General features: G+C 68.6%; 7 protein-coding genes and 1 pseudogene. 2 read left to right on the plus strand and 6 right to left on the minus strand.

The features are described 5' to 3' along the window. The first annotated feature begins 250 nt into the window (after positions 1-250). Entirely contained in the window at positions 251-3,736 is a 3,486-nt protein-coding gene (locus tag AB0958_RS31555; protein ID WP_366893886.1) for a DNRLRE domain-containing protein, read from the plus strand. A gap of 419 nt (positions 3,737-4,155) precedes the next feature. Continuing rightward, entirely contained in the window at positions 4,156-10,920 is a 6,765-nt protein-coding gene (locus AB0958_RS31560) for a DUF3320 domain-containing protein (RefSeq protein WP_366893887.1), read from the plus strand. A gap of 148 nt (positions 10,921-11,068) precedes the next feature. Here the strand turns inward: AB0958_RS31560 and AB0958_RS31565 are convergent, their stop codons facing one another. The 6 genes and pseudogenes from AB0958_RS31565 to AB0958_RS31590 all read right to left on the minus strand — a co-directional run bounded on the left by AB0958_RS31565 (position 11,069) and on the right by AB0958_RS31590 (position 16,205). After that, entirely contained in the window at positions 11,069-12,139 is a 1,071-nt protein-coding gene (locus AB0958_RS31565; protein WP_366893888.1) for an AAA family ATPase, read from the minus strand. Further along, a complete protein-coding gene (locus AB0958_RS31570) occupies positions 12,136-13,341 on the minus strand; it encodes an ATP-binding protein (protein ID WP_366893889.1) in 1,206 nt (401 codons plus the stop codon). Before AB0958_RS31570 ends, AB0958_RS31565 begins: the two co-directional genes overlap by 4 nt. A 951-nt stretch (positions 13,342-14,292) precedes the next feature. Next, positions 14,293-14,487, minus strand: a pseudogene (locus tag AB0958_RS31575) (SAM-dependent methyltransferase); the annotation flags it as partial. Between the two features lie 714 nt (positions 14,488-15,201). After that, the gene (locus AB0958_RS31580; protein ID WP_366893890.1) at positions 15,202-15,411 is read right to left on the minus strand and encodes a hypothetical protein; all 210 of its coding nucleotides are present in this window, start codon (positions 15,409-15,411) and stop codon (positions 15,202-15,204) included. An 87-nt stretch (positions 15,412-15,498) separates the two neighbouring features. Continuing rightward, positions 15,499-16,011, minus strand: coding sequence for a hypothetical protein (locus AB0958_RS31585; RefSeq protein WP_366893891.1), 513 nt, complete (start codon positions 16,009-16,011; stop codon positions 15,499-15,501). Continuing rightward, on the minus strand, positions 16,008-16,205 hold the full coding sequence (locus AB0958_RS31590; RefSeq protein ID WP_366893893.1) for a hypothetical protein: 198 nt from the start codon (positions 16,203-16,205) through the stop codon (positions 16,008-16,010). The genes AB0958_RS31585 and AB0958_RS31590 overlap by 4 nt, the downstream gene beginning before the upstream one ends. Positions 16,206-16,422: the final 217 nt, after the last annotated feature.

The following is a 16,422-nucleotide window of genomic DNA, read 5'->3' on the forward strand; positions in this document are numbered from 1 at the left end:
AGCGCTGCGCACAGGTAAGGCCGCATCAAGAACGGCCTGATTTTGTGGGGGAGTTGTGGGTAAAGCCAGAGTTCCCTGTGGCTTAGTGGTGATCATCACGTCGCGTAGCGGTCATGTACGTTCAAAATCGGACCCAATGACACCCCAACAGACCGCAATGAGATGGCCATCGAAAACGGGCGCGTGACGGCCGCTGCTCCTTCGGACATGATCTGGTCCCGTTGTCCGACGGGGGAAAGGGAACGCGCGCATGACGACCACACGGCCGAGCAGATGGCGCCGCATGGCGGGTCGCCGGATCACCGCGACAGCCGTCGTGGCCGCCGTCGCGGCCTCCGGTCTGACGTATGCCGGACTGAACGGCGACGGCGGCCGGCCGCAAACCGGCACGCAAGCCCCGCACAGCGCACCGCTGAGCGAGGCCGACGCGGCGGCGAAGGCAGCGCGGACCGGAAAGCCGGTCGAGGTCACCGGACTGCGCACGGCGTACGAGACCACATGGGCGCGGCCGGATGGGCTGCTGCAGCGCCGGGTCCACTCCACGCCGATCCGGGCCAAGGTCGGTGGGACCTGGCGGGCGATCGACACGACCCTCACACACACCGCGGAAGGCTGGTCTCCCAGGGCCACCAACGTACGGATGACCTTCTCGGGAGGTACGCGAGCCGGCACCCGGCCAGGTGACGAGCGGGCCGATCGCGGCACGGGTGTACGCAGGATGCCGCTGCTCGCGCAGGCGGACGCCACGACTTCCAGCGCGCTGGTGACACTCAGCACGGCTGATCACGACATCGTCCTGACCTGGCCCGGCGCCATACCGACGCCCGTCATCGACGGCTCCCGCGCGCTCTACCCCGAGATCCTGCCGGGAGCGGACCTGGTGCTGACGGCGGACGACGGCGGCTTCGCGCAGTTGCTGGTGGTCAAGTCCCGTCAGGCAGCGGCCGATCCCCGTGTGGCGCAACTTTCGTACGGCCTGTCCTCTCCCGATCTGAGCTTCTCGCTGGACCCGACGACCGGCATCGTCAGCGCCGACGACACGGACGGCGAGGAGGTGGCGGTCTCCTCCACCCCGCTGATGTGGGACAACTCCGGCACCCCGGCGCTCACTGACGGTCAGGCAGGCAGCAGCGCCTCGCCGACCGCGTCCGAAAGCCTGTCCTCGGACGTCATCGGTGCGCCGGACGACTCGGAGTCGCCGACGGACGCCTCGCCCGAGCCCAGTGACAGCGTCAACGACGGTGACGAGGCTGACACCGACAACGAGGCTCTGTCCGACGCGACCGACGAGGCTCCCGACCCATCGGCCACCGAGAGCGAGGCGGCCGAGCCCTCCGTACCGGCCGAGGCGTCCCCGGATCCCACCCACAGTGGCGCGGCGGCAACACTCGACCTGCCGTCACTGGCGGGGCCGGAGCCTGATTCGCGCGGCACGGTCGTCGAGACGGATCTGAACGGCTCGACCTGGACCCTGACGCCGGACCAGGGCTTCCTCACCGACCCGGACACCGTCTACCCGGTCTTCATCGACCCGTCGGTGAGCAAGCACACCAACGACTGGACGACGGCGTACAGCCGCTACCCGAAGGCGAACTTCTACAACGGACGGAACTTCAACAAAGGGACGCATGAAGCACGCGTCGGCTTCGAGTCCGACACCTGGGGCACCGGCCGCTCGTTCTTCAGCATCGACTGGAACCCGGACCTGAAGGGCGCGTCCGTCATCAGCGCCAAGCTGCACGCCCTGGAAACCTACTCCTGGTCGTGCAGCGCCCGCACCATGAACGTGTATCTGACCGGGCCGATCAGCAACAAGACGAACTGGAACAACGCCCCGAAGATGACGGCGGGCAACAAGCTCGCGAGCAAGAGCTTCGCGCACGGCTACAAGTCGGGGACCTGTCCGGACGACTACGAGGCCTTCGACGTCAAGTCCGCCGCGCAAAAGGCCGTGGCGGGCGGCTGGGACACGATGACCATCGGCATGCGCGCCGGCGACGAGAACTCCGCGTACAGCTGGAAGAAGTTCCAGGCCGACGGCGGCAACGACCCGTACGTCGAACTGGTCTACAACCGGCCGCCCGCCGCGCCCTCGCACCTGGACCTCGACCCCGACCTGTCCTGCGACACCAGCTCGCCGTACATCAATGTCGGCGCCTCCTCGATCACCTTCTGGGCGAACTCCAGCGACAAGGACTCCAACCTGGCCTCCGTGCGCTTCGAGTTGTGGCCGACGGGCGGCAGCGGCAACCTGCTCGGCGCCAAAGGCACCGTTTCGGTAGGCAGTCAGACCGACTCCGCCCGGGTGCATACCAGTCCGTTCTCCACCAGCGGGCTCAAGAACGGCGTCAAGTACTCCTGGCGGGCGAAATCGGTCGACAAACGGGGCACCGTCTCCGCGTACGCGCCGAAGAAGATCCCTTGCCGTTTCGTCTTCGACAGCTCACGGCCCACTCCGCCCGTCGTCACCTCGACGCAGTTCCCCGACGCGGACGCGAAGGACAACGGCTTCGGGAACGACGACGAGGACTCCAAGTGGAGCACCGTCAAGTTCGGTACAGCGGGCTCCTTCACCTTCAAGGCCTCGCAGACCGATGTCGTGAAGTACGAGTACGGCTTCAACGCGCCCACCTACACCGGCTCCTCCACCAGGACGAACGGCGCGGCCACCTCGACACTGACCACCTGGTCCAACGCCAAGCCTCCGCTCGCGGGACCCAATGTGCTGTACGTACGGGCCGTTGACGACGCGGGGAACGTGTCCGACCCGCGGAAGTACTTCTTCTACGTGACACCGCGCGACGACGCCGACGCCCCCGGCGACTTCACCGGCGACAACCTCCCCGACCTGATGGTCGTGGACGCGAACGGCAATCTGCGGATGTACCCGGAGCGCGCCACGGCCGACCTGTCCAAGGGCACCGGCATGCTCGGGTACTCCATGTCCGGCGCCTACCGCGAGAATCCCGCCAAGGACCCCAACGGTGGAGACGGCGACGTGCCCCTGTACGTGGCACCGCCCTCGGGCTACTGGAAGAGCACTCTGATCGCCCATCTCGGCGACGTCTACGGTGGCGACGGCCTCCAGGACCTGATCGCGGTGCGCGAGGGCAAACTGTGGGTGTATCCGGGCGACGGCTACGGGGCGGTCGACATCGGCAGGCGACAGGAAATCCTGCTTCCGCCGGGCGCGCCCGATCCCGCGACCATCACCCAGATCGTCTCGGCGGGCGATGCCACGGGCGACGGCAAGCCCGACTTCTTCCTCACGGTCGGCGACGCGTTGTGGGCGCTGATCGGGTACAACGGCGCCACTGTGGACGAGGCCCGGCGACTGTCCGCGTCGTCCTGGACGGAACGTGACCTCGTGGCCGCCCAGGACGTCTCCGGCGACGGCGTCACCGACTTCGTCTACCGTTCGGACGTCAGTGGGCGTCTGCTGCTGCGCAAGGGCATCAAGGACACCGCGACCAGCGGGGTCGACACAGGTTCACTCGCCTCGGCGGCCGCCTCCTCGGGAGGCGCTGACACCGAGTACGGAGCCTCCGGCTGGAGCAGTTCCAACATCAGGTTCGTCTTCGGCACCCCGGACGCCAACGGGGACGACATCCCCGACATCTGGACCCTGAGGGTGGACGGCACGGTGCGCTTCTACGCCGGCAGCCGCACAGCCCTGAGCGGCTCGGGCACGGAGATCATCAGCGGCGGCTGGCAGAACAAGCTGACCATCGGCTGAGAACTGCCGCGGCTCACCGCTGCCTCGTGAGCATGCTTTCCAGGTAGCGGTGAGCCGTTCGTGAAAGAGGCCAGCCGTCCTTCTCGCGAAGGGGCTGTCCGCTCCGATCTGGCCTTCACGCTCCGGACGTGCACGCAGGAGATGCCGCAACCCACGCCGCCACCTGCGGCCTTTCCGGGAAGGAACTTCTGGTCCGGGACGGAGGCCCGCGTGATCGGCGAGAGGAACATTCCGTAGTTAACGCTTCACGCATTGGTGAGCTGACCGTACAATTCCGCGTCTAGGGGGGGATCAGCGGGACTTGTGCGGCCACCATGACAGTACGGACGTCTGTGGCCGCGCCCTGCGTTGGCGGCGCAGGGAACTGCCGGCGGCGCCGACGCTCCGTTGGCCCAGAGTCGACAACAGCAGGGGCCAGCGTGACGGACTCGCGTGACTTCGGGGGCATCCAGGAACTCGACCGCCTCAAGGCGATCCTCGAGAGCTGGCGCACCTCTCTGGTGGACCTGAGCGGCCGTAACCGGCTGCTCAATTTTCGGCACACCAAGTCGGCGACACTGGAGATCTCGACCCCTTCCGCACAGGAGCTCGTCGAAGGCATGGCCCGCGGCTGGGACTTCGCGCCGCTCCCGGACGAGGAACCGGATGCAGGCGAGGGCATGCGACCTGGTGATGTGGTCCTGGCGAAGAAGGGCGATCGCGCGGACGGAATCGTCACCCAGAAGACCACCGCGCCTTCCCTTCTGCGCGCGTTGAACAGCCTGCGCGCCAAAGCGACGCAGGTCTTCAACGACTATGGCCTGTGGACCCTCAATCTTGGTGTCGGCATGCTCCGCTGGTGTGAGGACGGCGCTGAGGCGGGCAGCGATGCCCCGCTGGTCCTGATGCCGGTGGTCATCGAGCGCGCGCGCAACGGCCGGATTCGCCTCAGGGCGAGCGACGACGAGGAACCGCGCCTCAACCCGGCCTTGAAGGTGAAACTGGAGCAGTTGCATGTCGACTGGACGCCGGTTGGCGAGCAGGACCCTTCGGACCTGCAAGCGGTGCTCTCCGCTGCGGCTCGCGCGGTGGCGGCCAAGGCCGGATGGCAGATCTCCGACCGTGTGGTACTCGCGCTCTTCGCCTCCCACAAGGAGTCGATGTACCAGGACCTGCTGGACAACGAGGATCGCGTCCTCGGCAGTGACCTCGTACGGGCGATGGCTCTCGGTCCGGACTCCGGACTCGCCACCGACCGTTTCGACTTCGAGGAGATCGAGCTCGACCGGATCGACGAACTGAGCCCGCCCGAGAACAGTCCGTTGGTGCTTGACGCCGACGCCTCCCAACGGCAGGCCGTCGCCGCGGCCGTGGCTGGACAGTCCTTCGTCCTGGACGGCCCGCCCGGCACCGGCAAGAGCCAGACGATCACGAACATGATCGCCGGTCTGATGCACGCGGGCCGGAGCGTCTTGTTCGTCAGTGAGAAGGCGGCGGCCCTCGACGTCGTCCTCGACCGGCTGAAGTCGGTCGGACTCGACTCCTACGCGCTGGCCCTCCACAGCCACAACACCAGCCGCAAAGCGGTGGCCCAGGAGTTGGGGCGGGCTCTCGCGGAGGAGCCGCGCGCACCGCAGCTGTCATCCCAGACCCTGGCCCAGGCCAGGGAACTGCGCCTCGCGCTCAGCGACTACGCCGAAGCGATGAACGAGGTCCGCGACCCGCTGGGGCGGACCCTGCACGACGTACTCGGCCGGGTCGGCCAACTGTCCAAGGCGCCGGTGGCGTACCTGACCCGTGGTGACGACACTCCCGGAGCGGTGGCGACGTTTCGCGCCGAGATGCTCAGCGACGAAGACCTGCGCCTGATCGTGGAGGCGACGGAAGCCATCTCCGAGGCTTGGGAGGCGGTCGCCGATCCGTCGTTCCCCTGGCGTGACCTGCGGGCCGGCCTGCCGCATCCGCGTCCGGTGCTGGAGCAGGCACAGGCGGCGCGGGACGCGATCGCGACGGCGGTCGACCGGTACCGGGATCTCGTGCCGGAGGGAGTGCCCGTCACGGACCAGAGCGGAATCGACCGTCTGGTCGCTCTCTTGCGATTGCTCGAGGTGCGGAGTCCTGTGCCGGAAGCGTGGCTGACCACGGATGCCTTCGCCGACGAGGTGGACGACCGGGTCGACGCCTTCCTGGCAGAACTGCGCAAGGTGCAGCGTACGAGCGGTGCCGTCCGCGCGACGGTGGGCGAGCGCTGGCAGGAGCTGTCCACCAGGCTGACGGCTGAGCCGGGGGAAGCCGAGAAGGCGCTCTCGACGATGGCGCCGCGCGGCCTCGACCTCGCCGGACTCACAGAGGAACGAGCGCGACAGCTCGCCGGGGAGTTCGACGGCATCGCCGGTGTGCTGGAGCGGACACTGCAGGGCCTCACCGATGTCAGTCGCCTCACCGGGCTCACGAATCCCGGTGGCCCCGAGGAAGCCCGTCATCTGTGCGACGTGATCGCCGTGGCCGGCACCGAACACCGACCTCTCGAAGAGTGGCTGCTCCCTGAAGGCCCCGTGCGGGCGGAGGAGGCGGCGGTCCGGACCACCGCCGACGCACTGCGAGACTTCTTCGCACGGCGGGACCAGGTCCTCTCCGCCCAAGCCCTCGCAGCGGGCCACGCGGGCCCGGGGTGGGCCGAACTACGTCGGGAAATGAGCGCCGAGCGACCGGCGAACGAGCAGGCCCTCGCCGCACTGGAGCCGCCTGGCACCGACATCGCCTCGTTGACCGGCCGCGAGGCCACGGAGCTGGCCGAGCGGTTCGACACGCTCGCCGACACCCTTGAGGCGGCCGTCGAGCACGCCGACTCGGTCGCCGAGCGCCTCGGGTGCGAGCGGCCGAAGGCGGCGTCCGAGGCGGAGGACCTGGCCACCCTCGTGGAGCTGGCCACAGTCGCGGACCGCACACTCGAAGCATGGCTCGATCCCCGAGCACTTCCCGGGGTCCAGGCAGCCGTCTCGGAGATCACCGCGGCCGCCGAAGACCTGGCTGCCGCGGAAGAGGCGGCACGCGGCACCTTCCTGCCCGAAGTCGTCTCCACGCCCGAACTGCCCGAAGCGGTCCACCGACTCATGGAGGGCCGCCAGGGACTCGTCGGCATGCTGTCCACTGGCGTCCGGGCCGACCGGAAGTTCGTGGCTGGGCTGACGCGCGGCGGCTCGTGGCGCGGTGAGCTGTACGACAAGCTGCCACTCGCCGACGCCTGGTGCGCCGCCCACCGGAAGCTGCGGTCGCTGGCCACGGCCCACGCCGAGCTGCTCGGCCGCTACCGGGGCACCGCGTTGCCCGAGGTCCCGGAACTGCGCAAGGCACTCGCGCACGCCGAAGCGATTCACGCACTCGCGCCGGAGACTGTCGCCGACCCCTACCGCCGGAGTCTGCTCGCCAGGCACCTGGCCGACGGTCGAGAGCCGTGCCCTGCTCTCGTCGAGCAGGGAACGGCGCTGCGCAGCGGTCTCGTCACGTGGCGAAGGAATCTGGACAGCCCGTCGCTGGCACCACACGCGGCCGACCTCACCAAGCAGCCGCTCGACGCCGCCGCCCGCTGGCTGCGCGCCCACCTCGCCCCATTGCGGCAGGCCGTCGCGCTGCTGGACGCCGTGGTCTCGGTCGGTCGCCGGGACAGTGGCCCCGGTTCCGGGTTGACGCTCGCCTCCGCGCGCACGGCGGTCACGGCCGCGCACGCGGCACAGAAGGAGACCGCCGCGTTCGCCGCTCGGGCGGTAACCGACCGTGACCTTCTCGGCCCCTGGTATCAGGGCCTCGACACGCAGGCGGGCGACCTGCACGACTCCGCGCCCAACGGTCTGACGGGCTACGAGGCCATGGGGCAGCTCCTTCGACGCGGCCTTGACCTGACGCGACAGCAACCGGGCCCGTACGTTTCGGAACAACAACTCGGGTTGCTGGGTCGGTACGCCCCGGCAGGGCACCCCCGCACCGAGGCTCTGCGGGCTGCCTTGGACTCCGCCTGGCTGATCACCCGTCTGGCACCCGACACGCTCACAGAACCAGCGCGCCGGACCAGCCTCGTAGACGTACTGGCCGACGGCCGGCCCGAACCGCGCGAACTCCTCGTGCGGGCCGACCAGATCCGCCATGACCTGGATTTGTGGCAGGAATACACCGGGCAACCCCACCTCGCGATGGTCGGCACAGTACTCGCCGCGCACCCCCTCGAACCGGCGGCGAGCTGGCTTCGCGCGCATGTGGAGCCCTTCGAGGACGCGGCCGACCTCATCCGCTCGACCGCCCGCGCCATGGACGAGGAAACAGGTCTCACTCTGTCGCGGGCCAGGGAAGCGGTGGCCGCTGTCGTCTCCGCCCGCGCCGCCGAGTCCTCGTTCGCGGAGAACGACGCCACCTACCGAAGCCTTCTCGGTGCTCTCTACCAGAGCACCGAGACAGACCGCGACGCGATCCTGGACGCCCTGGACTGGGCCCAGAAGGTCCGTCGAACCGCACATGGCGGACACTCCGCGCCGCTGTCGCAAACGGCGGCCCGGCTGATGCTGGCCGCATCGGCCGATCCGTCCGTGGCGGCACGCGCCGGGGACTGGAGCCGCCAGCGCGAGGCACTTGCCGGGCACTTCGAGCCTGAGCGGGCTGAGGAGCTGCGACGCGAACTGGCCGACTCCCTCACCGCGGCCCGGTCCGCCCTGTCCCGCCTGGACCGCGATCCCTTCGGACCGGAAGCCTGGACCAGCTGCGCCGACGCGCTGACCCTGTTGCGCCGCTACCATCTCGACGAACTGCCCGACCAGCTCGCGCGTCGGGAGGTGTCCGCCGAGGACTTCCCCGCAGCCATGGAACGCGCGGTGCTCACCGCGTGGGTCGAGCACCAGCTCGCCATCGACCAGCGGCTGAAGCCGATGCGGGCTGTGGAACGCGATCAGTTGGTGGAGCGCTTCCAGAGGGTGGACCAGGACCTGGTTGCGGCGGCACACGCCGAGGTCATCGCCGCGTGCAACGCCCGCCGCCCTCGCCGGACAGCGGTGGGCCAGGCGGCCCTGCTCCGCCGCGAGTCCGAGAAACAGCGTCGCCACATGCCCGTACGGCACCTGTTGCAGCAGACCCGCGACGTCGTGCGGCTGGTCAAGCCCTGCTTCATGATGAGTCCACTGACGGTCAGTCAGTTTCTGCCGCCGGACTTCGAGTTCGATGTCGTCGTCTTCGACGAGGCGTCCCAGGTCCTGCCCCAGGACGCGGTGAACTCGGTCTACCGGGGCAAGGCCCTCATCGTGGCGGGCGACCAGAAGCAGCTGCCGCCGACCTCGTTCTTCACCGCGGCCGGCGACAACGACGACGGCGACGAATGGGACGAGGACGCCATCGACGGCTTCGAGTCGATCCTCGACATGTGCAAAGCCAGCGGAGTCCTGCGCGGGCTGCCCCTGCGCTGGCACTACCGCAGTCGGCACGAGAACCTGATCGCCTTCAGCAACCACGACTTCTACGACAACTCCATGGTCACGTTCCCCGGCGCGCTGGAACAGGGACCGGACATCGGAGTGGAGTTCATCAAGGCGGACGGCGTCTACGACCGCGGAGGGAACAGCGACAATCCCCTTGAGGCCGCCAAGGTGGCCCAGCGCGTCATCCACCACTTCGACACCCGCCCCGAGCACACCCTCGGCGTGGTCGCGCTGTCGAAAGCGCAGGCGGAGGCGATCGAGGAGGCGGTGCAGAAGGCCAGGGCGGCCCGCCCGGACCTCGACCACCACTTCACGGAAGGCCGCCTTGACGGCTTCTTCGTCAAGAACCTCGAAACCGTCCAGGGCGACGAGCGTGACGTCATCATCCTCTCCATCGGCTACGGTCCCGACCACCGCGGCAAGCTGCTGTCGATGTTCGGCCCCATCAACAGGGAGGGCGGCTGGCGGCGCCTCAACGTCGCCGTGACCCGGGCCCGGCGCCGCATGGAAGTCGTCGCCTCCTTCCACGGAGGCGACCTGCCGGACAGCGCCAACAAGAGCGTGCAACACCTCAAGCGGTACCTGCAGTACGCCCAGCTGGGTCCCGCGATCCTCCAGACCCAGGCCGCCGATCCGGACGCGGCTCCGGAGAGCCCCTTCGAAGAGGAGGTCGTCGACGTCCTGCGCGGCTGGGGGTACGACGTCCAGCCGCAGGTGGGGGTCGCCGGTTTCCGCATCGACATGGCGGTACGGCACCCGGGCGCGCCCGGCACGTACGCGCTGGGCATCGAGTGCGACGGCGCCATGTACCACTCCTCGCGGGCGGCCCGGGACCGCGACCGGCTCAGGGAGGCGGTCCTGCGCGACCTGGGCTGGCGGCTGCACCGGATCTGGGGTACGGACTGGTACCGCAACCGCCGGGACGCGATGGCACGGCTGCGGGCCGCGGTGGAGGCGGCCTGTGCGGAGGACCCTCATGCGGTGCGAGTGGCGCCACCCGCGGGGGTGGGCGGTAGCGTCGGCGACCTCGGCAACGCTGGCAGCACGACACAGGTCATGGACGGCCTCCTGGGCGCGGAGGGCGGACCGCCTGCAGAGATCGCAGGTGGTCCGGCGGCCCCGCGAGTGGAGTTCGTGACGGTCGACGTCGGCCCAGCGACTTGGAGCCGTCCCTATCAGGAGGTCGACCCTGACCTGCTGACAGAGGTACGTGACAGGTCAAGCAGCCAGCGAGGCATGTGGGGCGTGGAGTTACAGGACCCCGATGCCCTCGATGTGGTGGCGGACGTGGCGCTGTGTGTGGTCGAGGTGGAAGGGCCCGTCGAGAAGGAGGTGATCTACACCCGGGTCCGTCTTGCGTGGGGCCTCGGACGAGCCGGCCAGGTGGTTCGCGACCGCATCGACCGTGCCCTTCGCCGCCTGCTCAAGCAAGGCAAGATCGTCCATGTCGGTACGGCCTACGACAGGCCGGGCCACGAGTTGGAGTTCGCCCGCACGCCGACGGAGCGGTGCGCCCGTCGGGTGGCGGAGGTTCCCGTGGCGGAGCGGCGGTTCGTGCTCTGGAACGTGGTCGACGAGGGCCCTGGCGTGCACCGCGAGGACCTGCTACGGGAAGCCGCTCGCTTCTTCGGGTGGGCGCGGCTCGGAGCCGACATCCGGGACGCGCTGACCGCCGACATCGAAGCTCTGACCGCCGCCGGGGAGCTGATCGAGTCGGAGGGCGGGCTGGTACCGGCGGAGGGTTCTTGATCGGTTGCGGTGGGCTCCCCTCGAACCTGCTCCCGGGCTGCGGCTGCGCTCGCTCCACGGCCGTGGCCCACGAGGTGGTGGGCGCCGCAGGCGGGTTTCCGAACGCGGGCCGGGCTTCGCGGTCCAGGCGGGCGACGCGGCGGCCGGACTAACGTCGATTGGCTGCCGGTGATGGCGGCGCTTCTTCCGGAGACTCGCCGATCCTGGCGAGGACCTCTTGGGCCAGCGCCCGGAATTCCTTGAAGCAGGTCTTCACGTACTGCTGGGTGCTGCCCAGGGCGCCGTCGGCCGGTCTCAGGTCGAACATGGGCTTGCGTGCGTCGTGCGCCAAGGGCATCAGGCTCCGGTAGTTCCGCAGGGTGGCGATGCGGTGGCGGTCGTCCGTGCGGGAGGGCGGCGATTCGTCGAGAACAGCGGAGGAATAGACCCACGGAATCCGCTGGAGCCAGCGCTCGTACGCCTTGACCGGCCGGTCGAGGCGCATCTCAGGCTGCATGATGACGTATCCGAGCGGTCGCATCTCGGCCCGGGGCGCCGAGATGTTCGGGGGCACCCTGGGGAGCACCAGCCCCTGCCAGTCGGCGCGCCACTGCCGCAGCGTCGGCCCCAGGTTGCTGAGGCCCTTGAGGGAGAACAGGTCGGCTGCCAGCGGCATCAGCACGGTGTCTGCCGAGATCAGGGCGGCACGGTTGATGGCACCGAGGTTGGGGCCGACGTCGATGAGTACGACCTCGGCCTCGACGGCCCGGGTGGCCTGCTCGATGATCCGGTGGAACGACGTGGAGGTACGGACGGCCGCGATGTCACCGGCGTAGGCACGGGACCACTCGTTGGACAGTTTGTCCTCGAAGCGGCTGAGGTCGAGGCTGCCCGGCAACAGCCAGAGCCCCGGCTGGAGCCTGGCCGGCTCGACGGTCGCGATGTCGCCCGTGCCCTCCAGGATGGGTCGGACGGCATCGGCGATGGTCTGGCCACTGCGCACCCGTCCGGTGCCTGGCAGTCCTGCCGCCGCCGCGCCCTGGTTGATGAGCTCGGAAGGGTTCTCCCACAGCTCCTCGATCTCGGTCTCCTCCAGGCACATCGAGGTGAGGTTCGCCTGCGGGTCCAGGTCGACGGCCAGCACGCTCAGGCCGAGGCGCTGGATCATGTGGGCGAGATGGTAGGTGAGGGTGGTCTTGCCCACGCCGCCCTTGTTGTTGAACAGCGCGATCGAGGTCATGCGGCCCTCCGGAGGACGACGGCCCAGGACGAAGCGTCGACCTGGAACTCGGGCGGCGGGTTTCCGTTGGTCTCGAGCGCCTTCCTGACGCGTCCGATGCCGCGGCCGAACCGGTTCACATAGCCCAGGCCCTTCATCGCGGCGGCCAGGGACGGATTGCGGTAGTCGGTGACCCTGTCGAAGTTGTCGTCCCTGACCTGTCCGAAAGGGCCACCGGGATTCGTGATCTCGATTCGGTCGTCGAACCACACGATGCGGGTCGGCGCGTAGGAGGTCTCGTAGTTGCGGTGCATGAGAGCGTTCATGCAGAGCTCGCGGAGGGCTTCCAGGGGGTAATCCGGTCGGGGCGTTTCACGGAAGCCGTCCTCCACGAGGCGGGTGCGCAGGTTGCTGCGCAGCAGGGGTTCGAGCCTCGCCGCGAGGCCGACCAGGTTCTGGCGGAGCTCCTGCTCGTCGGAGATGGGAGCGTCGAGATCGGTGCCCTGGTAACGAACGAACTGAACGTATGCGCCTGGCACTTGGCTGCCAGGGTCGAGACCGATGGTGAGCACGCCGAGTGTGGTCGGTGAGCCTTCCGGGGTCAGAAGGTGGAGGGAGGAGAGCTGAAGTTCGGTCGGGCGGCCGTTCTCCTCGATGACGTCCGGCGCGACCATGGAGGGCAGATAGGACTGCCGGAACAAGTCGAGATCCAGGTCGTCGAGGCGCGCGAGAGGCAGTGGCCGCGTGTCGTACGGGATGTCCTTGGCGCGACGGCGCTCCGCGAGGACGCGTTCGTCCTCACGGCTCGCCTTGCGTGTGGTGGGGCCTGGACGGACCCAGATGACGCCTTCGAACCGGACCGGCGGGGTCGCGCAGGCGGCGACACGGAGCCGGATGACCGGCTTGCTCCGGTAGACGGCTCGTTCGACGGTGAGGGACGGACGGTCGAGGACCCTGCCGTCGTCCCGTAGATCGGTGAGCTGAAGGAGTGCCCGGTCGCTCAGGTCGACATCGTCGACAGGGTGACCGTTGTCGTCCACACCGATGAGGATGTCACCGCCGCCGTGATCACACAGATCGTTGGCCATCGCGCACACCGCGTTGCCGATGGCATCGCCGCGCCTGCCCTCGCGCTTGGCGCTGCGCTTGAATTCCAGGCAGGCGGATTCCTGGGTGCCCAGGACGTCGGCCAGATCCACATCGTCGTCGCTCACGGGCCCCATTGTGCCGTGCGTGGCACGACCCCGAGAGCCGCGCTCCGGGGTGGTGGCCCGCCCTGCCGTCCGGACGGGCTACGCGGCGTGCCTCGCAGGTGGACGCCGCGCGCCGACCGTCCGGGGGAGCCGCTACCGGCCGCGTGGACCGGCGTGGCCGGGAACGGCAGCGCGGGCGTGCGACACGGGGGCCACGACGAACAGGAACGGTGTCAGGTCTCCCGTGCCCGCTCAGAACAGTGCGCTTGCTCGGGGCCACCTCGTTCCTGCAGTTCCCCGGTGATGCGCCGTCGCCAACGCAGCGGCGTTTCCTCGTCGCCCTCCTGTTCCCGCCTCGCAGCCCTGCGAATCGGACCGATGCGGACCAGGTCCTGCCGGTCCATTCTGACCGCGTTCAGCTCCGCAGCCGCCCGGCGCACCTCGATCTCCGGAACAGTCCACTGACCGCCGCTCGCCCTCACCTGACCGCCGCACAGGACGTACCCCACCCAGGCGTGGGTAGGAGAGCAGGTGAACGCCCCAAGAGCCGGCGGCACAGCACTGCCGGCGTCAGATCGACCCACAGGGCATCCGCGGCACCCAGGGTGATCAGGCTGTTCGCGCGACCGGGTATGACAAACTCTGACATACCGACAGGTTAACGGCGCCCACGCGGCAACGGGTTCCCAAGCGCCTCGACCAGCCGGGCCGCTGCCCCCAACTCCCGCTTCCTGGGCATCTGTTCGTCAGCACTCGCCCTGGGGGCCCTGAGTTTGGCGTGCGCCGGATCCGCGTTCGCTCTACGGCGCACGAGTGACGCGCGCGCACCTCGCCGTCGGGCGTGCGGAGTGGGCGCGGTTCGTGGGGTTCGTGTCGCAGGCCTGAACGGCTCACGGGGGTGGCACTCGCGGGACCATTCCGCGGGCGTCAAGTCGGCCCCGGTCGGCTGCGGAGGATGCCGACCGGGCCGTGCCGCGACTGTCAGGTGCGGGCCTGGACGATGAGCGTGCCGATGTGCCCGGCTCTCGGAGCGTTCACCACTGTCGCCTCAGCGGACGTGAAACCGGCTCGGACGAGGTGCCGCTCCCACGCTGCAGGCCTGGAGCTGTACCGGTACGCGAACATGGCCTTCCTCGCGAACCCGCCCCTATACATTCCCTGCGGCCCGTGCGGGATGCGGGAACCCCCGCCCTCGGGAAACCGCGGGGACGGGGGGGCGACGGTAGCCGGGAACAGCGGCTGTCGGGAACCTTGTCGTCGCACGGTGAGCAGTCCGTACCGGCGATTGGCCCACAGCGTCGGTTCGCCCAGCCCTGGGAGTGGAGGAAGTCGCCAGTGAGCAGGCAGAGGCCGTCTCGACGGAGTAGAGGCGTACGGCAGTGCCGTCCGGGTCGGGTTGCGGTGCGGGGAGTTCGGTCGCTGCGGTGTAGGCGATGGTGCCCGGAGCCAGCGGGAAGGTCACGGGCGTGGGGGTGGGAGCGGGGGTGCTGTTCGCGGGCGGTTCGGCGTCGAGTCGGGGCGTGATGATCCCCTCGTTCGACAGGCGGCACTCGGTGATGGCCGACCACGCGAGGCTGTTGTCCGGGTACTGCGTGCCGACGTGCACCTCGCGGGTATCGCCCTCGGTGCGGCAGGAGATGCGGATGGCATGCCCGGCGGCGTTCACCTCGTTGTGCGAGAGCCCGCAGTAGTCGGATGAGCCGGGACCGGCCCTGACCGAACCGGACCTCGGCGGCTCCGCCGTGGACCGCGCCGGGTCCAGGTAGGTGACCTCGTAACCCTGCCGCAGCAGCCAACGCCGTAGCGCCTGACCGATGTAGAGGTGGTCGGCGCTGGCCTCACCGGTCTCCGTGCGGCGGCAGTGCACGGGCGGCCGGTGGGGGAAGTGGACTACTTCTCCGTGTACCGCTTCGCAGTCAGCTTCTTGCCGCAGCCTCCGAGCAGGACGCCGCAGTAGAAGTGGTCGCGGGTTCGACCCCGCGTGAACTGGTCCAAGTCGTCGTGGTCGTGCGGCAGGAACACCGGCCAGTCCGACTCGGCCTGGCCGATGACCGCGGTCTGAACCTTGCGGGTGTCTCCTTCGGAGGTGAGCGAGACCATCCTGGCTCCTGGCTTGGGCAGCGACAGACGTTGGGTCAGGTGCGGTGGCGGGGCCGTGGCCTGGGGAAGCGAGGGTGGAGGTGAAAGTCAGGCCTCCAGGGTCCCTTCGGGGTCGTCCTTGCTCTCAGCCATTACCCTGCCACCTACAAAAGCCACACCCAAGGCGAGTGCAACACCACCGACCAGCATGACTTTCTTAAGCGCCCCATCCAAGAAATTTTTATTCTCGCTGTCCTTCTGGGACTCCTCCCTTACGGCTTCCTGCATCTTCTCGATGAGTTCCCTTTTCTGTTCCCAAGTCAAGTCGTCCTTGTCGAGCTCCCTCTTGAGGGTCTCCCTGAGATCTTGATAGGCTCGATGGACGTGTTCCTGGCTCTCCTTGTTGGCCGAGAGTGTGGACTCATGCGATTTCTTTATCGCATCCACGACATTCTGGGCGAACTCCTTGAATGCGGGAAATTGTTCGACGATCTTCAGGGCTACCTCGGTACCCATGTCGGGCATCATGGCGACAAACCTGACCATCTTGTCCTTGGAGAGGTGTCTCCAGGAGTCGATTCCAAGCGCGCGCTTGATCTCATCTTCGTCTTTGTATTTCATGCCGCAGTTCCGTCCGAAGTCTTTGCCGGGTGGCGGGGGTCATGACCGGGAGGCGGGTTGAGGGTGGAGGTGTAGTTCTCGCCGTCGACGAGGGGGCTCTCCAGGGTGAGGCCAGCGGCAGCCAGACCGAGCGTGACCGGCTGCGGCACGAGTTGGCCCGAATGGGGCTGCGGGTCCAGGGCGTTCGTGTACATGTAGACGCGGACTCTCCTGATGTGGAAAAGGTTGCATTGATTTGTAGGGAACATGTGTTCCCCAGTACGGCTGTGGTGCAGGCACTGCTGCACTAGCCTCGATCTTTCTTGACGGTCTGCCTACAGAGTCGGCAGACCGTTTCGCGTTCCGTGGCTGCTGGCGGGCAGGCTGGTAGCCCGACTGACGTGTCGGGTGGGCGCCGGGTTCCACTGCTCC

The sequence above is a fragment of the Streptomyces sp. NPDC006655 genome, from assembly GCF_040703965.1.
Classification (GTDB): Bacteria; Actinomycetota; Actinomycetes; order Streptomycetales; family Streptomycetaceae; genus Streptomyces.